The 19,910-nt window shown below is 57.1% G+C and carries 18 protein-coding genes; all 18 read right to left on the bottom strand.

Annotation, left to right across the window (positions count from 1 at the left end):
• Positions 1 to 2: 2 nt before the first annotated feature.
• Positions 3 to 1,223, bottom strand: a complete 1,221-nt coding sequence (gene wcaL / locus GNG26_RS14745) for a colanic acid biosynthesis glycosyltransferase WcaL (RefSeq protein ID WP_156239301.1) — start codon at positions 1,221 to 1,223, stop codon at positions 3 to 5.
• Positions 1,220 to 2,500 (bottom strand): colanic acid biosynthesis pyruvyl transferase WcaK, encoded by a 1,281-nt coding sequence (wcaK, locus tag GNG26_RS14750; RefSeq protein WP_156239303.1) that lies wholly within the window; start codon positions 2,498 to 2,500, stop codon positions 1,220 to 1,222. Before wcaK ends, wcaL begins: the two co-directional genes overlap by 4 nt.
• 50 nt (positions 2,501 to 2,550) lie before the next feature.
• Positions 2,551 to 4,029 (bottom strand): colanic acid undecaprenyl disphosphate flippase WzxC, encoded by a 1,479-nt coding sequence (gene wzxC / locus GNG26_RS14755; protein WP_156239305.1) that lies wholly within the window; start codon positions 4,027 to 4,029, stop codon positions 2,551 to 2,553.
• A 1-nt stretch (position 4,030) separates the two neighbouring features.
• Complete coding sequence (gene wcaJ / locus GNG26_RS14760; RefSeq protein WP_156239307.1) at positions 4,031 to 5,425, bottom strand: undecaprenyl-phosphate glucose phosphotransferase; 1,395 nt, start codon at positions 5,423 to 5,425, stop codon at positions 4,031 to 4,033.
• 49 nt (positions 5,426 to 5,474) lie between these two features.
• Complete coding sequence (gene cpsG, locus GNG26_RS14765; RefSeq protein ID WP_156240200.1) at positions 5,475 to 6,845, bottom strand: colanic acid biosynthesis phosphomannomutase CpsG; 1,371 nt, start codon at positions 6,843 to 6,845, stop codon at positions 5,475 to 5,477.
• Positions 6,846 to 6,961: 116 nt separating this feature from the next.
• Complete coding sequence (gene cpsB / locus GNG26_RS14770; protein WP_156239309.1) at positions 6,962 to 8,398, bottom strand: mannose-1-phosphate guanyltransferase; 1,437 nt, start codon at positions 8,396 to 8,398, stop codon at positions 6,962 to 6,964.
• Between the two features lie 3 nt (positions 8,399 to 8,401).
• Positions 8,402 to 9,625 (bottom strand): colanic acid biosynthesis fucosyltransferase WcaI, encoded by a 1,224-nt coding sequence (gene wcaI, locus GNG26_RS14775; RefSeq protein ID WP_156239311.1) that lies wholly within the window; start codon positions 9,623 to 9,625, stop codon positions 8,402 to 8,404.
• Positions 9,622 to 10,095 (bottom strand): GDP-mannose mannosyl hydrolase, encoded by a 474-nt coding sequence (locus GNG26_RS14780; protein ID WP_103180218.1) that lies wholly within the window; start codon positions 10,093 to 10,095, stop codon positions 9,622 to 9,624. Before GNG26_RS14780 ends, wcaI begins: the two co-directional genes overlap by 4 nt.
• Positions 10,096 to 10,097: 2 nt before the next feature.
• Positions 10,098 to 11,063: a GDP-L-fucose synthase gene (locus GNG26_RS14785; protein ID WP_103180219.1), complete on the bottom strand. Its 966-nt coding sequence runs from the start codon at positions 11,061 to 11,063 to the stop codon at positions 10,098 to 10,100.
• Positions 11,064 to 11,065: 2 nt separating this feature from the next.
• Positions 11,066 to 12,187, bottom strand: coding sequence for a GDP-mannose 4,6-dehydratase (gene gmd, locus GNG26_RS14790; protein WP_103180220.1), 1,122 nt, complete (start codon positions 12,185 to 12,187; stop codon positions 11,066 to 11,068).
• Positions 12,188 to 12,214: 27 nt separating this feature from the next.
• On the bottom strand, positions 12,215 to 12,763 hold the full coding sequence (gene wcaF / locus GNG26_RS14795; RefSeq protein ID WP_156239312.1) for a colanic acid biosynthesis acetyltransferase WcaF: 549 nt from the start codon (positions 12,761 to 12,763) through the stop codon (positions 12,215 to 12,217).
• A 15-nt stretch (positions 12,764 to 12,778) separates the two neighbouring features.
• Positions 12,779 to 13,525 carry a colanic acid biosynthesis glycosyltransferase WcaE gene (wcaE, locus tag GNG26_RS14800; RefSeq protein WP_103180222.1) on the bottom strand — a complete coding sequence of 249 codons (747 nt, stop codon included), beginning with the start codon at positions 13,523 to 13,525 and terminating at the stop codon, positions 12,779 to 12,781.
• A gap of 11 nt (positions 13,526 to 13,536) precedes the next feature.
• The gene (gene wcaD / locus GNG26_RS14805) at positions 13,537 to 14,757 is read right to left on the bottom strand and encodes a colanic acid polymerase WcaD (protein ID WP_114314505.1); all 1,221 of its coding nucleotides are present in this window, start codon (positions 14,755 to 14,757) and stop codon (positions 13,537 to 13,539) included.
• Positions 14,732 to 15,949 (bottom strand): colanic acid biosynthesis glycosyltransferase WcaC, encoded by a 1,218-nt coding sequence (wcaC, locus tag GNG26_RS14810; RefSeq protein ID WP_156239314.1) that lies wholly within the window; start codon positions 15,947 to 15,949, stop codon positions 14,732 to 14,734. Before wcaC ends, wcaD begins: the two co-directional genes overlap by 26 nt.
• A complete protein-coding gene (gene wcaB, locus GNG26_RS14815; RefSeq protein WP_103181109.1) occupies positions 15,946 to 16,434 on the bottom strand; it encodes a colanic acid biosynthesis acetyltransferase WcaB in 489 nt (162 codons plus the stop codon). The genes wcaC and wcaB overlap by 4 nt, the downstream gene beginning before the upstream one ends.
• A gap of 2 nt (positions 16,435 to 16,436) precedes the next feature.
• Positions 16,437 to 17,276 (bottom strand): colanic acid biosynthesis glycosyltransferase WcaA, encoded by an 840-nt coding sequence (gene wcaA, locus GNG26_RS14820; protein ID WP_103825101.1) that lies wholly within the window; start codon positions 17,274 to 17,276, stop codon positions 16,437 to 16,439.
• A gap of 20 nt (positions 17,277 to 17,296) precedes the next feature.
• Positions 17,297 to 19,459 (bottom strand): tyrosine-protein kinase Wzc, encoded by a 2,163-nt coding sequence (gene wzc, locus GNG26_RS14825; protein WP_156239316.1) that lies wholly within the window; start codon positions 19,457 to 19,459, stop codon positions 17,297 to 17,299.
• Positions 19,460 to 19,461: 2 nt separating this feature from the next.
• On the bottom strand, positions 19,462 to 19,905 hold the full coding sequence (wzb, locus tag GNG26_RS14830) for a low molecular weight protein-tyrosine-phosphatase Wzb (RefSeq protein WP_103180226.1): 444 nt from the start codon (positions 19,903 to 19,905) through the stop codon (positions 19,462 to 19,464).
• Positions 19,906 to 19,910: the final 5 nt, after the last annotated feature.

A 19,910-nucleotide genomic window follows, 5' to 3' on the forward strand; every position in this document is an offset into this window, starting at 1 on the left:
TTTTAAAGCGTCTGTAGCAGAGTGGCTAACTGCCGGTTGATCAGGTGTTGATTAAAATCGGTCTCCACTTTCCGCCGCGCATTGTGCAGCACGGGCGAGAGCGCATGGTCATCCAGCGCGGCGAAGCGCTCCAGCTGCGTGGCCAGCGCCTCAGGGTTGTTCTCTTCCACCAGCCAGCCAGAGTGGCCGGGCTCGATCAGTTCAGGAATGCCGCTGTGTACCGTAGAGACCACCGGGATCCCCACCGCCATCGCCTCCATCAGCGCTACCGGGATGCCTTCCATATCGCCATCCTTACCGGTGACTGACGGGAGCAAAAAGAGGTCGGCAGCATCCAGCATGGCTTTCACTTCATGGCTGGGTTTGAACCCCGGCATCTCGACATACGCCTCCAGCTCATACTGTTCGATCAAGGTACGCAGACGACGTTCCCAGGGGCCAATACCCAGAATGCGGTAGTGAAAATCCACTCCGCGCGCTTTGAGCTGGCGGCAGGCTTCGATTGCCACGTGCAGCCCTTTTTTCTCGGTCAGACGTGCAACAGAGATGATTTGCAGCGGGCTTCCCGGCGTTTTAACCGGCCGTTGGGTAAAGCGTTGCATATCCACGCCCATACGCGAAACGGTGATTTTCTCCGGCGGGCAGCCCATATTTTTAAGGCGTCCGGCCCACAGGTCGCTTATTGGCAGCATCATGTCGCCGCGCTGAAACAGGCGTTGATACTCAGGGGTATAGTGCGCCAATACCTCCCGGCTGGAGATGTCGATCCCGTGAAAGACGGTAGCGATTTTCCCCTCGATAACCCCCAGTTCACGCAGCTTGGCCGCCGTGACGCCTGCCGGACCGAAGTGGGCGATAAACACATCCGCGCGCCAGGGCCGTACCGTCTGGCCGCAGATGGCGGAGAGGATCAGGTTGCGCGACTCGGCACCATAGCGGGAGACGTTCAGCGCCTTCCAGGTGCGCGGGCGATGCAGCCCGCGCAGGGTCTGGCGGGCGCGGTAGCCCAGTTTCGCAAGCCGGCCCTGCGGCTCATCCTGTAGCCAGCGAGTTTTGCTGGCCAGGTCGTACTGCGTCCATGCGGCGTGGGTATTTTGCGTATCGCCCTTTTGCAGGGCGACGATCTCCACGTCATAACCCATATCAATAAACGCGGTGATCTGGTTCAGTACAAAGGTTTCGGACGAGAGCGGGAATTTCAGTAAGAAGAAACCAACCTTCATTTGCCCTCCCCGACCCGATCCAGCACCGATTTCACCATCCTGATGCCGTTTTCACGTTCGGCTTTCACCGCCACCGCCAGACGTTCGTTGATGGCGGGCAGCTGGCCCAGGGTGTCACCCACCATCGCGCCCAGGGAGCCGTCCAGCAGATGGCGAATATCCACGGCCATCTCAGGCATACCCAGCTGCTGCATGATCCCGGCGGACTTGTGTTCGTAGTTAATGGCGATTGCTGGCGTACCGAAGTTCATCGAAATGATCGCCGAATGCAGACGTGTGCCTACGGTCAGATCGCACGCCCCCAGCAGCTTGCCCATCTCCAGATCGTTAAGTTCGTCCATCACTACGTGGTAGCGGGACGGATCGCTGACGTGCTGGCGCAGATTGAGCGCCACCATACGATCATCTTTGTTGTAGCTGTCGATCCCGGTACAGGTGGAGAGCGCCAGTACCTGATAGCCGCTGTCCAGCACCCGGTTAACCACCTCGGCAAAGGCTTTCTCATAGGCCGCCTGAGTGGTGCCCAGACGCTTATCAAACGGGGCCAGCTCACGCAGAGTGATGGCGACAGTCTTCTGCTGCGCCGCCACGTTCAGCCAGTGCTGCACCGCATAGCTGGGAGTAAAATTCGCTTCCTGATGATCCACCAGCCAGGCGGTATCCACGCCCTGCTCTACTTTGCTTGTGTCGATCTCGCTGCGTTGCATAAGATTCAGGCTCACCGATTCGCGCAGGATCAGCGCATCGCAGTGGCCAAAGACATAGTTGGCCAGCTGGTTGAACTGCGGATCCTGGAACGGGCCGACGCTGTGACCGACCATAAACAGCGGCTTTTTCGCCATAAAGGTGCAGAGCGCATGCTCGAACTGCGGCACGCCGTAGAGGTCAACGAAGAAGGAGCCCCCCACCTGGATGATGGCGTCGTAGCCGGAGAGCAGGCGGACAAAATCGGTAAAGCCCTGGGCGATGGCGATGTTGCGCAGCTTGCCGGTGTCGGTCACCCGTGACAGCAGCACCTGGTGCTGGTAGCGGCGGCGCAGCACCTTTTTCACCCGGCCCATCATGCCTGCGGCGCTGTTATGCTGCTTCATCTGGCTGTAGAGCGGATCGCCCATCACCGGGCGGTTCAGCAGCCAGGAGGAGCTGACCGGGTAACGGCTCATCACATCCACTTCTGTCTCCGGAGACAGGGCGTAAATCGCATCAAGCAGGCCGCGCAGAATGGCGCTGTCACCACGGTTGCCACAGGTATGGTTGCCCAGAATCAATAATTTCATAATAACCTCTTAAAAAATTCCCCTCCCCAGCGGAGAGAGGGAGGAAATAATTAACCTGCGCGAAGCAGCGTTTTCATTTTTTCGTTGCGGCAGAACTGACGCTTAACCTCTACCACCAGTGCATTACGCGACAGCACAATCATCACCGCGAACGCCAGGGCGCCCGCGGCGACCTGCACCGCCAGCAGCGCCGCCAGCGGCAGATGGCCTTTCAGGGCCAGCCCTAAGCCATAGCTCACTCCCAGCGTCGGCAGCGACAGGTAAAACGGCAGCCACAGGCTCAGGATGTACTGGCGATAGCTGGAGCCCAGCACCGGCTTAATCATCACGAAGTAGCTCAGAATGGTGTTGACGATCTGCACCAGCAGGAAGCCCAGCGTGACGCCCATCGCGCCCGCCAGATGGCCGCCAATAACGATCGCCGGAATAAACAGGAAAGTTTTGAAGACGTTGAATTTAAAGCTGATATCGACACGAGCTTTTGCCATCAGCAGCGATCCAATCGGGTTGCCGACGGAGCGCAACAGCCCCACCACGCACAGCAGTTGCAGGATCGGCACAATGCTCAGCCACTTCTCACCAAATACCAGCGGCACCAGATTGCCGGAGACCACCATCAGCCCCAGCAGGGTCGGGAAGTTAATGATCCCCACCACCGACAGCAGCTTGTAGAAGTTGAGCCTGAGCTTGTCGGTATCGTCCTGAATTTTAGCGAACGCCGGGAACAGCACGCGGGTGATAATCGGGTTGAGCTTCATCGGCGGAACGACCGCCACGTTGTACGCCAGGTTATAGCCACCCGCCACGCTGGCACCGAGAATACGCGCCAGTACCAGAGTGGAGAGGTTGGTGTTGACGTAGTTGATAATGCTGTCGGCGGTCAGCCAGGCACCAAAGCGCAGGTTGGACGACACCGAAGAGAGCGAGAAGTGGAAGCCCGGACGGTAGATCTTGCGCCCGAAGTAGCCAAACAGCAGGGTGCGCACGGCAGAGTTCACCAGATAGCCGAGAATGGCCGTCATCGCCAGCGGCCAGAAGTGGGCACTGACCACGGTGAAGGTAAACCCGGCCAGCACCGCGCTGGTTTCAATCATGCCGATTTTGCTGAACTCCAGCTCCTTTTGCATCAGCGCGCGGAACTGCTGCCCGTGGGGGATCACCACAAACGCGAACGACAGTGTACGCATCAGTGGCGCCAGCTCCGGGTTGTTCAGCGCCAGGGCAATGGCATCGCTCAGCAGAAACAGCGCCACGAACACCAGGATGCCGAGGCCGACGTTCAGCCAGTAGAGGGTGGTCAGCTCCAACTGGCTAATCTCTTTGCGCTGAATAATGGAGTTGGCGATGCCGAAATCTGACAGCGTATCGGCGAGGGCGATGATCACCAGTGAGACAGTCAACAGGCCAAACTGGTGGTTATCAATAATGCGCGCCAGCACCGTCATCTGCACCAGCCCAAGGCCGATGATGATCACCGTGGCGATAGCCGACCACTTTGCCCCGCTGAGGGTTTTTTCACGTAAGCTCATGTCAGTACGCCGCTTTGTTCACGAAACCCTTGAAGACGGTCAAGAAAACGATTTTGATATCGAACCAGAGGCTCCACTCGCGGATGTACTCCAGGTCGAACTCAATGCGTTTTTCCATCTTCTCCAGGGTGTCGGTTTCGCCGCGCCAGCCGTTGATCTGCGCCCAGCCGGTGATGCCCGGCTTCACTTTATGGCGCAGCATATAACCTTCGATAAGCTGACGATACTGCTCGTTATGGGCCACCGCATGCGGACGCGGGCCGACAATGGACATGCCTCCGGTTAACACATTAATAAACTGCGGCAGTTCGTCGAGCGAGGTGCGGCGCAGGAAGTTACCGACGCGGGTCACGCGCGGGTCATTTTGCGTCGCCTGGGTCACCACCTCGTCATTCTCCATCACCTTCATGGAGCGGAATTTCCACACCATGATCGGCTTACCATCCATACCGTAACGGGTCTGGCGGAAGATCACCGGCCCCTTTGAGGTGAGCTTCACCGCCAGCGCAATGGCGCACAGCACCGGGGAGATCAGCAGCAGGATCAGGGATGACAGCACGATGTCCTCCACGCGCTTCAGCACCCGGTTGAGGCCGGAGAGCGGCGTGTCATACAGGGGTACCACCGGCACGCCGTTCACCTCTTCAATACGGGAGTGCAGGATGTTAAAGGTGAAGACGTCGGGGATGAGGATCACCGAGCAGGTGGTATCCGCCAGCTTGCGCATCAGGGTTTTGATGCGGGCCTCGTCACTCATCGGCATGGCGATATAGACATTATGGATCTTGCCCGCTTTGGCATCGTCAATCAGCTGCGAATAGTTCCCGGCCCAGTCAGCGGATACGCCGCCAGGCTGCGCGTCGTGATAAACACCCACCACGTCAAAGCCCAGCCACGGCTCTTTACGAAAGCCGTCAAGCAGTGCCAGCCCGGCCGGCAGGCTGCCGGCCACCGCCACCCGGCGGGTGTTGTAGCCGCGGTTACGCAGCCAGCCCGCACCAAAACGGATAAGCGAGCGGCAGACTACCATCCCCACGCTGGTCAACAGGTACCAGGCGAAATAGGTGGCAAAGCGATTATCAAAGTCATTATTGAAGGCCACCAGCCCGAAGCTGAAGACCAGGCTTAAAGTCCAGTTCTGCAATAGCAGCAGTAGCTCGGTGGCGATCTTGACGCCCCGCCATGAGCGGTAGAAGTCGGTCATCCCGCCGATCATCTGGAAGACCACCAACGCGATCAGCGCCATCAGCAGATGCATGTAGAGGAACGGCAGCCCGCTGATTTTACACACCATCCACAACCCACCGAACATGATGGTGATATCAGAAAAACGCTGCACCATAGAGATTAACGATGCATTCGTTTTGGCTCGCTCGCGCTTTTTTAGATTTGTCATCGTTGTTCCTGTTTCAGGGCCCCCTCCCCCAGCGAGAGAGGGGGAAAGGTTACTGATTCAACAGCGCCATAATGTCCTGTGTTCGCGCCGCCATCAGCGCCGCATCGGCACGGGACTCCACGTTCAGGCGCACCACCGGCTCGGTGTTCGACGAGCGCAGGTTGAAGCGCCACTGCGGGAAGGTCATACTGATACCGTCGGTACGGTCGATCTCCAGCGCGTGCAGGGCAAAGTGGTGCTCCACGCGGGCAATCGCCTCGGCAGGTGCCGCCAGCGTGCTGTTGATCTCCCCGCTCGCCGGGAATGCCGCCATGCGGTCGCGCACCAGTTCACCCAGCGACTGGCCCTTCAGGCACAGCAGCTCGGTCACCAGCAGCCACGGGATCATCCCGCTGTCGCAGTAGGCAAAATCGCGGAAGTAGTGATGGGCGCTCATCTCGCCGCCATAAATCGCGTCTTCTTCGCGCATCCGCTCTTTGATAAAGGCGTGACCGGTTTTGGACATCACCGGCGTGCCGCCTGCCGCGGAGACCACATCCACCGTATTCCAGGAGAGGCGCGGGTCATGAATGATGCGCGAGCCGGGGTTTTTCTCGAGGAAGGCTTCCGCCAGCAGGCCGACGATGTAGTAGCCTTCAATAAACTGCCCCTTTTCGTCGAACAGGAAGCAGCGGTCGAAGTCGCCGTCAAAGGCGATGCCCATATCCGCGCCATGTTCAATCACCGCATTGCGGGTATCGTCGCGGCACTCCGGCAGCAGCGGGTTTGGAATACCGTTCGGGAAGGTGCCGTCCGGGGTGTTGTGCACTTTGACGAAGGTGACCGGCACGTTAATCGCCTTAAAGCGCGCTTCCAGGGCATCCACCACCGGGCCTGCGGCGCCGTTGCCGGAGTTGATGACCAGCTTCAGCGGCTTGAGGTTCGCCACATTGATGTAGCCCAGCAGGTGATCGATGTAAGCATCACGCAGATGGATTTTCTTATAGCTACCGCGCGTTGACTCGTTCACCGGCGGGAAGTCATTGGCTTCCGCCAGACGCTGTACGTCGCGCAGGCCGGTATCGCCGCTGATCGGGCGCGCGCCCTCGCGCACCAGCTTCATGCCGTTGTAGTCCATCGGATTGTGGCTGGCGGTCACTTCGATCCCGCCGTCGACGCCTAAATGGAAGGTGGCAAAATAGATCTCTTCGGTACCGGAAAGGCCGATATCCAGCACATCCACGCCCGCGTCCTGCAACCCTTTTGCCAGCGCCAGCTTTAACGCTTCGCTGGTCAGGCGCACGTCGCCGCCCAGAACAATGGTTTTCGGCTTTAAATATTCGCCGTACGCGCGGCCAATGCGCCACGCAATGTCCTCATTCAGCTCTTCACCGAGCTTGCCGCGAATGTCGTAGGCTTTAAAACAGGTTAACTTTTGCATCATTACCCCTTTTTCAGGCAACAGTTGGCCCGACCCGGAGAGGGCCAATTAAATTTTTTATTTCGTCTATTTCGTAGGCCGGATAAGCGAAGCGCCATCCGGCATTTCAGGTCGTGCTATACGCGCCCGTAACGGTCTTCAAATCGGACGATATCGTCCTCTTCCAGATACGAGCCGGAGCGCACTTCAATCAGATCGAGAGGGATTTTCCCTGGGTTTTCCAGGCAGTGCGTCGCCCCCAGCGGGATATAAATCGATTCGTTCTCACCGAGCAGGGTCTCAACATTGTCGATAGTGACTTTGGCGGTACCTGCCACCACTACCCAGTGTTCCGCGCGGTGGTGATGCATCTGTACCGACAGCCCCTCGCCCGGTTTAACGGTGATACGTTTCACCTGATAACGGTCGCCTTCGTCGATGGAGTCATATTTCCCCCACGGACGATAGACTTCGCGGTGAATGTGGTGCTCATGGCGGCCATCGGCCTTGATCTGCTCCACCACTTTTTTGACGTCCTGCACCGCGTTGCGATCGGCAATCAGTACCGCGTCTTTGGTCTGTACCACCACCAGATCCTTCACCCCAACAGTGGTGACCAGACCCGATTCGGCATAGACATAGCTGTTCTCGGTTTTATGGCTGATCACATCTCCGTGATGAACGTTACCTTCCGGCGTGTGGGCGCTGATCTCCCATAGGGATGACCAGGAGCCGACGTCGCTCCAGCCCGCATTCATCGGCACCACCACCGCATCGGCGGTGCGTTCCATTACTGCGTAATCCACTGACTCCTCCGGGCAGGCAAGGAACGCGGCTTCGTCCACGCGGATAAAGTCCAGATCCGGGTCGACGGTGGCCATTGCGCGTTCGCAGGCTTCAAGGATGTCCGGGCGGTACTTTTGCAGCTCTTCCAGATAGCGTCCGGCGCGGAACAGGAACATACCGCTGTTCCAGTAGTACTCGCCGCTGGCGACATAGGCCTGAGCGGTTTCCAGATTCGGCTTCTCAACGAACTGCGCGACGTCAAAGGCCAGGCTGTCGCCCTCACCCGGCGTGACGTTGCCGCGACGGATATAGCCATAGCCGGTCTCCGGCAGGTCCGGCACGATGCCGAAGGTGACCAGCTTGCCGCTTTCGGCATAAGGAATGGCGGCGCGCACCGCATCGCGGAACGCCTCTTCTTGCTGAATCACATGATCTGCTGCCAGCACCAGCATCAGCGGATCGCAATCCGGGCTGCTGCGCTTCGCCGCCAGCGCGGCGAGGGCGATGGCCGGGGCGGTGTTGCGTCCGGCAGGCTCCAGAATGATGTTTTCGGTGAGCTTGTTCAGCTGACGCAGCTGCTCAGCGACGATAAAACGGTGCTGTTCGTTACAGATCACCACCGGGCTTTCGCAATCTACGCCATTAAGACGGTTTACCGTGGTCTGCAGCATAGTGAGTTCCCCTTTCAGGCAGAGGAACTGTTTTGGATAGAGCACGCGGGAGAGTGGCCATAACCGGCTACCTGAGCCACCCGCCATCACAACCGGGTACAACGTATTCTTATTCATGATTTATCCCCGAATATCTGCAATAAACTGGTTCAGCACGTTCTCTTTCTCGAGCGTGCGTTCGGCATAGTCACGCGCGATCGCGTTCTCTTTGGGCATATTCAGCGCCCGTTCGATCCCGGCCACCAGGGCGGGTACCGACTCCGGTTCGACGCACACCGCGATCCCTGGCTGGGTGTCGCACAGTTGGCCCAGCTCGGTATGGGCTTCGGCGGTGATCACCGCGTTGCCGCCCACCGCCAGAATGTTGGTCAGCTTGGAGGGCAGAACGGCATCCGCCGCGCCGCGCTTTTGTACAACCAGATGGCAATCGGCCATCTTCAGCAGCGCCGGTAAGGCCTCGTAAGGCTGCAGCGGCAGGAAAGTGATGTTTTGCAGGCCGCGCTCCTGGGCCAACTTTTGCAGCCGCGCTTTGCCACCGCCCTGGCCGACAATCACAAACTGCCAGGGCTGGTCGCGGAGCTTTTCAGCGGCATCAATAACGTTCTCAAGCCCCTGCTTCTCACCGATGTTGCCCGAATAGAGAATGATTTTTTTGGCTTCTGGCAGACCCAACTGCTCGCGCAGGGCCGCCGCCTCAACAGCAGTCACGTCGCGAAAACGCGCCACTTCCGACCAGTTTGGAAAGAAGATCACCTTCTCCGCCGCTACGCCCTTCTCCTGCGCTTTGTTCATCATTGAGCGGGAGATGGTCGAGACGTAATCGACGTTATGCAGGCTGCTGCGCTCGAAGGCGCTGGCCAGTTTCGCCACTTTGCCGCCCTTGCCTTTCCCGGCCATTCCCAGGCCCAGCATGGCGTCCACTTCGTAATCCTGAATGTGCAGCAGGGTGCGGGCGCCTGAGAGCTTGCCCAGCAGGCGCATACCTGGAGTGCAAAACAGGGTCGGCACCACGCCGATAATGCGATCCGGCTTCCAGCGACGTTGCGCCATCAGCGGGAAGAAACTGCTCAGGGCAAAGCTGCCCAGATGAATCAAACGCTTTAAGGTCGAGGGCTGCTTTGGCACGTATAGCGGACAGCGCCAGACGGTCGCAGCGCCCTCTTCGCGGCGGTAGCGCCAGCTGGAATAGTGCTCGTCCACCTGCCACTCCGGATAATAAGGCGGTGCGGTAATGACCCGCACCTCATGGCCCTGACGGGCCATCCATTCCACCATCTCGCCGGTGTATTTGCCGATGCCGGTCAGCTCCGGCGAGTAGTTAATGCCGTATACGAGAATTTTCATAAGCCCGGCACTCCGGCCTGCTTCAGAAAATAGGCCCGGCTGTTGTCATGGACGTTATCGCTTGCCAGCAGCGCGTCGGGCGTCAGCCAGCGATAGTCGTCATGCTGCGCATCAGGCAGATGCAGCTCTGCCTGATTCACCTTCAGGCGAAAACCGAGCACCACATAGTGGGTGGTGAAATCGGTGCCGGAAAAGTTGTCGTCATAGAAGTGCTGCCAGACCCCGTAGAACTGCCCTGCCGTCATCGGCAGACGGAGCCCCAGCTCCGCCTGCGTCAGACGCGCAAAGGCATTTTCCAGCGTCTCATCTTTCTGCACCCGCCCACCTGGCACGAACCAGTAGCCCTGTGCCGGACGATTGGTGCGCTGTCCGAGCAGGAACTCGCCACGCTCGTTCTCCACAATCAGATCGATGGAGATCAGCGGCGTGGAACGCACTACCGTGGCAAAATCTTCCTGACTTAAAAACATAGTTACCCCCGGAAGCGGTGCTGATTTTCCAGGAACCACTGGTAGGTGCTGGCCAGCCCCTGGGCCAGCGTCACCTCGTGGAACCAGCCCAGCTGGTGCAGACGGGTCACGTCCAGCAGCTTGCGCGGGGTGCCGTCGGGTTTAGTGGCATCGAAGGCCACGCGGCCCTTGTACCCCACCACCTCAGCAATGGTTTCAGCCAGTTCGCGGATGGTGCAGTCCACCCCGGTGCCAACGTTGATGTGCGACAGCATCGGCTCGGTGTTCTCCTGCCACACCTCACGGGCAAGCTCCATCACATGAATGCTGGCGGCAGCCATATCATCCACGTGCAGGAATTCGCGCATCGGCGTGCCGCTGCCCCACACCACCACTTCCGGTGCGTTGCTGACGGTGGCTTCATGGAACCGGCGCAGCAGCGCCGGGATCACATGGGAGTTGCTCGGGTGGAAGTTATCGTTCGGGCCGTACAGGTTGGTCGGCATCACCGAACGATAGTCGCGACCGTACTGGCGATTGTAGGACTCGCACAGCTTGATCCCGGCAATCTTGGCAATCGCGTAGGGCTCGTTAGTTGCCTCGAGCGTACCCTGCAGCAGCTCGCTCTCGGCAATAGGCTGCTTCGCCATCTTCGGGTAGATACAGGATGAGCCGAGGAACAGCAGCTTGTTCACGTTGTGCAGGTGCGCCGCGTGAATGATGTTGCTCTCGATCATCATGTTCTCGTAGATGAAATCCGCCGGGTAGGTATTGTTGGCGACAATCCCCCCCACTTTCGCCGCCGCCAGATAGACCTGGTCGATGCGCTGTTCAGCAAAGAAAGCCTCGACTGCTTGCGCATCCAGCAGGTTAAGCTCGTCGCGGGTGCGCAGCACCAGCTCGACGTTGCCGCGCTGCTCCAGCTGGCGAACAATCGCCGAACCCACCATCCCGCGATGTCCGGCAACAAAAATACGTTGTTTGGTCATTCTCAGGACTCCAGCGCGATGGCAACCTCGTAGCCGTGGGATTTAAGCAAGGAGTGTTTTTTCGCCGCTTCGAGATCTTTAGCCACCATCTCGGAGACCATCTCCTGCAGCGTGGTTTCTGGTTTCCAGCCCAGTTTTTCGTGCGCTTTGGTCGGGTCGCCCAGCAGGGTTTCTACCTCGGCAGGACGGAAGTAGCGCGGGTCAACTTCCACAATCACATCGCCCGGCTGTACGCCCGGTGCATCGTGGCCGGTTACGGAGACCACAATCCCTTTCTCGTCTACGCCGGTGCCTTCGAAGCGCAGCTTGATGCCCAGCTGGGCCGCCGCCATCTCAACGAACTGACGAACGGAGTACTGCACGCCGGTGGCGATAACGAAGTCTTCCGGTTTTTCCTGCTGCAGCATCATCCACTGCATTTTTACGTAGTCTTTGGCATGGCCCCAGTCACGCAGGGAGTCCATGTTGCCGAGGTGCAGCTTCTTCTCCAGGCCCTGGGCGATGTTGGCGATCGCGCGGGTGATCTTACGGGTCACGAAGGTCTCGCCACGGCGCGGAGACTCGTGGTTGAACAGGATGCCGTTGCAGGCGTACATGCCGTAGGATTCACGGTAGTTAACGGTGATCCAGTAGGCGTACATTTTTGCCACCGCATACGGAGAGCGCGGGTAGAACGGGGTGGTCTCTTTCTGCGGGATCTCCTGCACCAGGCCGTACAACTCGGAAGTGGAGGCCTGATAGAAACGGGTCTTCTTCTCAAGACCGAGGAAACGAATCGCTTCCAGCAGACGCAGGGTGCCGATGGCGTCAACGTCAGCGGTGTATTCCGGGGATTCGAAGGAGACGGCCACGTGGCTCATCGCGCCCAGGTTATAGACTTCATCCGGCTGGACTTCCTGCAGAATACGGGTCAGGTTGGAGGTATCGGTCAGATCGCCGTAGTGCAGATGGAATTTCGGGTTCGCCGCGTGCGGATCCTGATAGATATGATCCACGCGCTCGGTGTTAAAAGAGGAGGCACGACGTTTGATTCCGTGCACTTCGTAGCCTTTTTCCAGCAGGAGTTCCGCCAGATAAGAACCATCCTGTCCGGTTACGCCGGTGATGAGAGCGACTTTAGACATGTTTATTTTCTCCAGACTTATCAGAAGTTATTCAGTTTCAACGCGTTCGCGTATCACCACTGCGGGATTGCCACGGCAAAGCCTGTTTGCCGGTAGCGACTTAAAAACACTGCTGCGCGCACCAATAACGGTGCCATTGCCAATGGAGACGCCGGGGGCGACAAATACGTCGGTCGCCAGCCAGCATTTCTCGCCAATGGTGATTGGCTGCGCATTAATATCAAAATGTTGACTCATATAATCGTGGCTGCCGGTACAGAGGTAGCATTTCTGAGATACCACTGCATTCGCGCCAATCGAAATTTCACCCAGCGTATATAACACCGCGTCGTCACCAACCCAGGCGTTATCCCCAAGGGTTAATTTCCATGGGTAAGTAATTTTTACCGACGGGCGAATGACTACGTTTTTTCCGATTTTTGCACCGAAGCTGCGTAATAAAAATGCGCGCCAGCGATACATAATTTGTGGGGACCAGGCAAATAATGTCGCCTGTACCGCCCACCATAACTGCACCTTAACCCCCCCTGCGCCACGAAATCCTTTTGGCACAGAGAAGCCGCTTAATTCCTGCATACTTTTTCCTTATATTCAGACTTTGTTATATAAGGCTTTGGTTTTACCCGTGGTTTTAAGACGTAATAAATAAGATAATTCCGCCCATACACCCGGCACGCGTAATATGTCGCGTTGCACCTTGCGGGCATCCTGGCATAATTCCAGATTATTCGACGTTGACACGCCGCCCATCGAAAATTCAGAAACCAGACCTGGCAGACGTTTAAAAGGATATCCGGCTTTATACAGCCGAGCGGCCAGAGCGTAATCCGATGAAACGCGGTACTGCAGATCGTACGGGTACGTTTTTAACCCGCTCAGTGGAAAGAAAATCGCCTGATGGCTGGCCGGCAGGCTGTGATAAATATACCAGCCCGGTTTCGCCGTACGGCGCACTTTATTTCCATCACCGAAATCAAGTAACGCATCGCCCATATACATAGCGTTATCCTGGACTCGAACGAGTTGACGGACAAACTGCGCTACGTCGTCATGAAAAATATCGCCGGAATTAAGGAAGATGGCATAGCGCCCCTGCGCCATGTCGATACCTTTATTCATGGCATCGTAGATACCGCGATCTTTCTCGCTGATGTAGCGTAAGTTATACTCACCATTCAGTTTTTCGAGGAATTCTGCGGTGCCGTCGTTCGAACCACCATCCACCACAATCCATTCAAAGTTGAGGCTGGGATCGCCTGCCAGATTGCGCAGCGACCGCCAGGTTTTTACCACGCCCTCGTAGTTACGAAAGGCGACAGTAATAACGCTTAGTAACATAAACCACCTCGTTATGAATGCGTAATATTAAGCGCTTTGCGCAAAATAAACGGGCATACAATCAAAAATGCATACTCTGGGCTAAATATTGACCCGGTAAAAAACAGCGATACTGGCGTAAAGAGATAAAGCTGTACGCGAAAATTCTGATTATCACCAAAGGCGCTGATCATCATTTTGAAAACTTTAAACAGATACCACGCCGTTAATAATACTGCGAACCATGAAAAATAAATAATCAGCAGATACAAACCATTGTCTATTGTTTTCCCGACGTCCGCACCGTTAAAGATTCCGAATGATGCGACATATTCATAAAGTGAGCCAAATCTGACTACACCGTCAATATGGGTTAAAGAGTACCCCACCATCACCAGCGGACCGATAATACGGTAATAAGAGGATGATCCTTCGGTGCCCAAATCACCCAGACGTTCGGAAATATACGGGAAGGCAAATACCACCCCGACTAAAAAGACGGACAATGAAATGATCGCTAAAGGTAACTTTTTCTTGATCGCCTCTTTATTCAGATACTGGAACGCCCACTCCAGAAGGTAAAACAGAATAAACGTCATCACCCCGGAGAACGATCCTGACAGAACAATTCCTGCAAGAATCATAGCATCGCTCTTAGGCGTTTTGATACCAAACTGTTTGATGCTGAGCCAAATTGAGATTAACGCCAGAGCGAAGAATGCCGGTTCAAAATAGAGCGCTGTGGTACGCTTGCCGCCAAATTTAATGAAATTCAGTACATAGCTATTACTGTAAATAAGATATTTCGAAATTATTTCCATCAGGCTACTGCCGCCGGTCAGAATAATTTGCGCCATCTCCAGTGCGGCGAGGGTGACAATGATTCCAATGACCAGATAAAAGAACCTGAGGATCTTCCGATAATTGTGCGGCGAGACCGTTTTAAAGCGAATACTCCACACCATGCCAATAATGATGACGATATAGACAAACAGCATGGTGGAAGTAACGTATTTACTGGCATCCAGCGACTGTCCAAAAATGTAGTTAAAGGCCGTCAGTCCCGCCCCCAGCCCCAGCGCTATCATCAGCTTTTTCACGCTGATTTTGTCGACAAACAGCAACAGCAGCAGCGGTAAAAAGGTTACGATGGTAATGGGGAAGCTCTCACCCAGCTGGGCAATTTTGACGTTGACCAGCAGGTAGATGAGCGGCAGCAGCAGATAGCTACAGATTCTGATAGAACGAGACATACTCCTCCAGCATCTGTTGTCCACTGTAGGCCTGGCGGCTGCGGGTGCGGAATGCCTCAAGGGAGGTGCCAAATACCGCCTGGGCGATATCCGCTTTCGCCAGCTGCACCAGAGGCAGCACTTCCTCTTCGCTGAAGGTTTTGCCCCCCGATTTTTCCAGCACTTCCCGCGCGGCGTCGCTGTGGGTGGCGATCACCGGCACCCCGATGGAGAGCGCTTCGCACAGGATCAGCGGGTAGTTATCCACCCGGGAGCTGAATACCAGCGCATCCATCCCGTTCAGGGCGCTCATCAGTTTGCGTTTGTCGGTTTCGAAGCCGTGGTTCACCACGTTCGGCCCTTCAAACGGCGAGAATTTGCCGAAGGTGTGCAGCTCGATCTTATCGCCGAGCGCCATCATGTTGCGCACCAGCTGCTGGTTAGTTTTGCCGTCGTAGCGCAGGTCGTGCGCCACTACCGCGATTTTCGGTTTGCCCGGCGTGACGGCGACCGGCGTCAGTTCCGCCAGAATGGCCTCCGTCGCCACGTCGATGCCGTTGTTGATGATCCGACAGCGCCCTGCCCCGTAAAGACTGTTAAAGGCGTCGGCCACATGCTGGCTGGGAGAGATAAACTGGCAGCCCAGCGCCAGCATGTCGCGGAACAGCTGGCGTTTGCCGTCCACCAGCTGGTGAGCGCGATCTACCTTCACCGGGGGATAGTTGCTGAGCGTCGGGCACTTCTTGCAACTCTCTTTCCAGCCTTCGCAGCCGTCGGTAAAGGCGCAGCGGCCAGTAACGCTCCAGTGATCGTGCAGGGTCCAGACGAACGTGGTGTCGGGTTTGTGCGCCTGCACCTTCTGGCAAAACGCCACGACCTCTTCCAGTTTCAGCCAGTAGCTGTGCAGGACGTGAAAATGGAGCACTACCGGGCCCGGGGTGCGGGTCACGGTGCGGTACAGGCTGTTGAGGTTGCCGAACAGATCGCGGTTAAACAGACGGAACAGGGCAATATTGGCCACCGAGGTCAGGCGCGGGGTATGTTTCACCACCTGCGGATAGCGATCGTGGCTGACGCTTTTTTTACCGCCCTTGCCGTAGCCGTAGATAAAGCGCGAATGAAGTCCTTTTTGCAGCGCGCGCTGGTGCAGATCCAGCGCCACCCCTGCCGCCCCGCCTTCGGCGAGACGAACGTTAAATTGCAGAATGTTCATTTGATCACCTTCACGCGGGCCTTCTCGCCCACCACCAGCGCGTTGTCGGGGATGCTATCCAGCACTACGCTTCCCGCCCCCACGGTGACGTTATTACCGACGGTGATATCACCGATCATCACCACGTTGGCGCCCAGCTCAACGTTATTGCCGATGACCGGACAGGCCAGGCTGTCCGGGCCGCGGTTACCGAGGGTCACACCGTGACGGATAGTAAAATCATCCCCGGCGACCACGAATTTATTGATCACCACGGCATAGCCGTGGTGAATGGTGAAGCGGCGGCCGATGGTGGCCGCGGCCTGGATTTCGTAGCCGAAGATGCACTCGGTGATGAGGCGGTAAAGCACCAGAACCGGCGCCGCCCACAGATTGTTGAGGACGTTTTTTTTGCGCCACACCGAGCAAAAATGGGCCACCCGGTAGGCCAGGACCATGCAGCAGGGGCGCAGGCTCCAGCTGTTTGCGCGACAATCTTCCAGCACCATTATTTCCCCCGCAGTCCGTCGGCCAGACGCTTACCGTTACGGACCGAAATCAGCGTCAACAGGGTGCGCCAGTTCATCCGCTTATTGCGGATCTGATACAGCGTAAAGAGCTGATACTTGCGGCTGGCGCGGTCGAACTTGTCCCGGTGCTTGCGGTAGAAGTGGAAGTAGCCGGAGAATTTTTTCGGCGACGAGGTGATCTGCATTTCACCATGATTGATGTGCAGGATCTGGGTGGCTTCTTCTACCTTCCACGGCTCGCCATACTCCACCACCATCCGCAGGAAGATGTCGTAATCCTGGGCGGCGGCAAGCGACGTATCGAACAGGCACTCCTTAAAGCGCCACGCCCAGGTAAAGACCTGATTGCCGATGATGTTGCGCTTGTAGAACAGCTGGCGGGAGTACGGCGATTTTGGGTACAACGGCAGGCTGGCGGGTTGAGAGTAGACCTCCCCCTCGCAAACGTAGTCGTTGGCGTACAAAAAGGCGTGGGTAACCAGGTGGTGCTGATGCGCCAGGAAGGTCGACAGCCGGTTTGGCGTCCACTCGTCGTCATCGTCAATACCGGTCAGATACTGGCCGGAGGCCTGCAGAATAGCCTGATTGCGGACCGCGCAGGCGCCGGAGTTAATAGGGTTATGGGTGTAGATCACCCGCGGGTCGTCCAGGTCAGCGACAAACTTCTGGAGCTGCTCGTACGAGGAGGAGCAGTCATCAACGATGATCAATTCCCAGTGGTCATAATCCTGGCGCAATACCGATTTTATCGCACGGATCGCCAGCTGCTGACGGTTCCATGTCGGCATATAAATGGAAATCAAAGGACGTGGTGTCATGGTGTTCCCCGAATGGCTCATTACTTGCTGTCCGACTTATATTCGTACTCGTAATACCCGTAATCCTGATACCCGGTGGCGCGGCGGAAGATGGAGTTGAGGATCACCCCTTTCACCGGAATGCCGTTCTGCTCGAAGCGGCTGAGGCTGGTTTCCACCTCTTTTAGGGTGTTCACCGCGTAGCGCGCCACCATCAGCGTGGTGCCCGCATGGCGACCGACAATTGCCGCATCCGTTACTGCGAGGATTGGCGGGGTGTCGATCAGCACCAGGTCATAGTTTTCACTGGCCCACTTCACCAGCTGGGTAAAGCGTTCGCTCATCAACAGTTCCGACGGGTTCGGCGGCACCTGTCCGCGCGTGACCAGGTCAAAGTTAGGGATGGAGGTCGGCTTCGCGCACTGGCTGATATCGCCCTTGCCCAGCAGAATGTCCGACAGACCGTTAACGTTGTTTGTGCCGAGCAGCTCGTGGGTGTAGCCCTTACGCATATCGCAGTCGATCAGCAGCACGCGCTTGTTGGTCTGGCTGACTACCGCCGCCAGGTTGGCGCAGACAAAGGTCTTGCCGATCGACGGGCTGACCCCGGTGAGCATCAGCACGTTGTTGCTGGCCTGCATCATGGCGAAGTGCAGACTGGTGCGCAGGCTGCGGATAGCTTCGATAGCCAGATCCGTCGGGTTACCGACTGCCAGCAGCTGGCTCTGTTTGTAGCGTTTAACGCCGTTAGTGGTTTTGACGCTGTCGCGCGACTTCTGCCACTCCGACAGCGGGATGCTGGCGTAGACGTTGATGCCGTGCTCCTCCAGCACCTGCGGGCTTTCGATCCCACGGTTAAACAGGGAGCGCAGCAGTACGCCGACGATGGAGAGCATCAGGCCGAGAATAATGCTGCCGAGAATAATCAGCGCCTTCTTCGGCTTCAGCACGCCCGGCTGGGTGATGGCCGGGTCGACAATACGCACATCGCCAACGGTGCTCGCCTCGGTGATCTTCAGCTCCTGCTGTTTGTTCAGCAGCTGCATATAGACCTGCTGGCCAGACTCCACGTCGCGGGTCAGACGCAGGATCTCCTGCTGGGTTTTTGGCATCGCGGTGACGCGGTTATTGAGCTTGGCTTTTTCCTCTTCCAGCGTCTGGCGTTTTTCCAGCAGCGTACGGTAGGCCGGATGGCGTTTGGTATAGAGCTTGGAAATTTCCGCCTCTTTAAAGGTCAGCTCGTTGAGCTGGGCGTCGATATTGACCATCGAATCCAGCACCGACTTCGCTTCGAGCGGCAGGTCGACGGAGTCTTTATCCTGACGGAAAGCGTTGAGCTTGTTCTCGGCCTGATCCAGATGGGCGCGCACTTCCGGGAGCTGTTTCGCGAGGAAGTCGAGGCTTTTTGACGCCTCTTCCGACTTACGCTTCACGTTCTGCGCCTGGTAGTTGCGGGTAATGCTGTTGAGGATGTCGCGGATCTTGTCCTTATCCTCGCCGGTAAAGGTCAGTCTCAGCACCCCGGTATCCTTTCCGGTTTCGGTGACCGACAGGTTGCCCTGCAGGTTATTGATCATCCCGAGCATTGAGAATTTGCTGACGGTGAACTCGCTGCCGCTCTGGGCATGGATGTCGCTGACCATCATGCTCACGCCATCTTTATTCAGCATCTCCCCCACCTTGCCGCGGGCGCTAAACCCGGCGTCGCTGGTAAGCTGATACTGGTCTTTCCCCAGCACCTCGAGGGTAAACTCATGGCTGGCGCCCCCGGCAGGAAGCTGGAAGGTGGTCACTTTAACCGTGTCATTCTGACGGCCCATCAACCGGTCCCAGCCCGCACCAAACACCGGGAAGGTGTTTTTAGTGACGCCGATATCGAGGTCCAGATCGTCCACGGTTTTTCCCAGCACAAGGCGGGACTGGATCAGCTCAATTTCCGCCTGCGAGGCGGGCGGCTTGTTTGCCAGCGCCGATCCAATGTCCTGCACCAGGGAATTGCCGGTGTTTTGCTCTATTTGTACCAGCGCGTCGGCGCTGTAGATCGGGGTGGCAAAAAAGGTGTAAATCACCGCCGCAACGGCAAAGAGCGCGGTGATGCCAATCACCCACCAGCGCGCCTCGACCACGGTCCCGATCAGACGACCAATATCAATTTCATCACTGCCCGCGCTCGGGGCGGCAGAAGGTTTTACGTTTGCTGTCATTATTATCCCTGCTGAACGTTCAGTGCCTCTGCCCACTGGCGGGCAGACTGGTCGAGTAAGGTGTAAACCGCCTCAAACGCTTCATGGCTTTTGCGGTACGGGTCGGGGATCTCACGCTCGTTGTCCCAGTGACCAAACAGCATCACTTTGCCGCGCATCTCCGGTGCGATATCGCACAGGGCATGAATGTGGCGTTTTTCCATCGCGAGGATCAGGTCGTAGTCACGGCACAGGCTGGCCGTCACCTGACGGGCGCAATGCCCGTCGAGTGAAAGCTGATGCTCCGCCGCAACCTGACTTGCACGCTCATCGGCCCCTTTGCCCACCAGCGCACCCAATCCGGCTGACGCCACGGTGAGCTGCGGTTGGTACTGCTTAAGTAGCCGCTCAGCGGTAGGGGAACGGCAGATATTCCCCACACAAACCACCAGAATTTTGTTAAACATCGTTA

Origin of the sequence: Leclercia sp. J807 (assembly GCF_009734465.1) — a bacterium.
Classification (GTDB): Bacteria; Pseudomonadota; Gammaproteobacteria; order Enterobacterales; family Enterobacteriaceae; genus Enterobacter.

Excerpts from the sequence above, each read along its gene's own strand:
- wcaL (WP_156239301.1), bottom strand. The coding sequence starts at position 1,223 with ATGAAGGTTGGTTTCTTCTTACTGAAATTCCCGCTCTCGTCCGAAACC.
- wcaK (WP_156239303.1), bottom strand. The coding sequence starts at position 2,500 with ATGAAATTATTGATTCTGGGCAACCATACCTGTGGCAACCGTGGTGAC.
- wzxC (WP_156239305.1), bottom strand. The coding sequence starts at position 4,029 with ATGAGCTTACGTGAAAAAACCCTCAGCGGGGCAAAGTGGTCGGCTATC.
- wcaJ (WP_156239307.1), bottom strand. The coding sequence starts at position 5,425 with ATGACAAATCTAAAAAAGCGCGAGCGAGCCAAAACGAATGCATCGTTA.
- cpsG (WP_156240200.1), bottom strand. The coding sequence starts at position 6,845 with ATGCAAAAGTTAACCTGTTTTAAAGCCTACGACATTCGCGGCAAGCTC.
- cpsB (WP_156239309.1), bottom strand. The coding sequence starts at position 8,398 with ATGAATAAGAATACGTTGTACCCGGTTGTGATGGCGGGTGGCTCAGGT.
- wcaI (WP_156239311.1), bottom strand. The coding sequence starts at position 9,625 with ATGAAAATTCTCGTATACGGCATTAACTACTCGCCGGAGCTGACCGGC.
- GNG26_RS14780 (WP_103180218.1), bottom strand. The coding sequence starts at position 10,095 with ATGTTTTTAAGTCAGGAAGATTTTGCCACGGTAGTGCGTTCCACGCCG.
- GNG26_RS14785 (WP_103180219.1), bottom strand. The coding sequence starts at position 11,063 with ATGACCAAACAACGTATTTTTGTTGCCGGACATCGCGGGATGGTGGGT.
- gmd (WP_103180220.1), bottom strand. The coding sequence starts at position 12,187 with ATGTCTAAAGTCGCTCTCATCACCGGCGTAACCGGACAGGATGGTTCT.
- wcaF (WP_156239312.1), bottom strand. The coding sequence starts at position 12,763 with ATGCAGGAATTAAGCGGCTTCTCTGTGCCAAAAGGATTTCGTGGCGCA.
- wcaE (WP_103180222.1), bottom strand. The coding sequence starts at position 13,525 with ATGTTACTAAGCGTTATTACTGTCGCCTTTCGTAACTACGAGGGCGTG.
- wcaD (WP_114314505.1), bottom strand. The coding sequence starts at position 14,757 with ATGTCTCGTTCTATCAGAATCTGTAGCTATCTGCTGCTGCCGCTCATC.
- wcaC (WP_156239314.1), bottom strand. The coding sequence starts at position 15,949 with ATGAACATTCTGCAATTTAACGTTCGTCTCGCCGAAGGCGGGGCGGCA.
- wcaA (WP_103825101.1), bottom strand. The coding sequence starts at position 17,276 with ATGACACCACGTCCTTTGATTTCCATTTATATGCCGACATGGAACCGT.
- wzc (WP_156239316.1), bottom strand. The coding sequence starts at position 19,459 with ATGACAGCAAACGTAAAACCTTCTGCCGCCCCGAGCGCGGGCAGTGAT.
- wzb (WP_103180226.1), bottom strand. The coding sequence starts at position 19,905 with ATGTTTAACAAAATTCTGGTGGTTTGTGTGGGGAATATCTGCCGTTCC.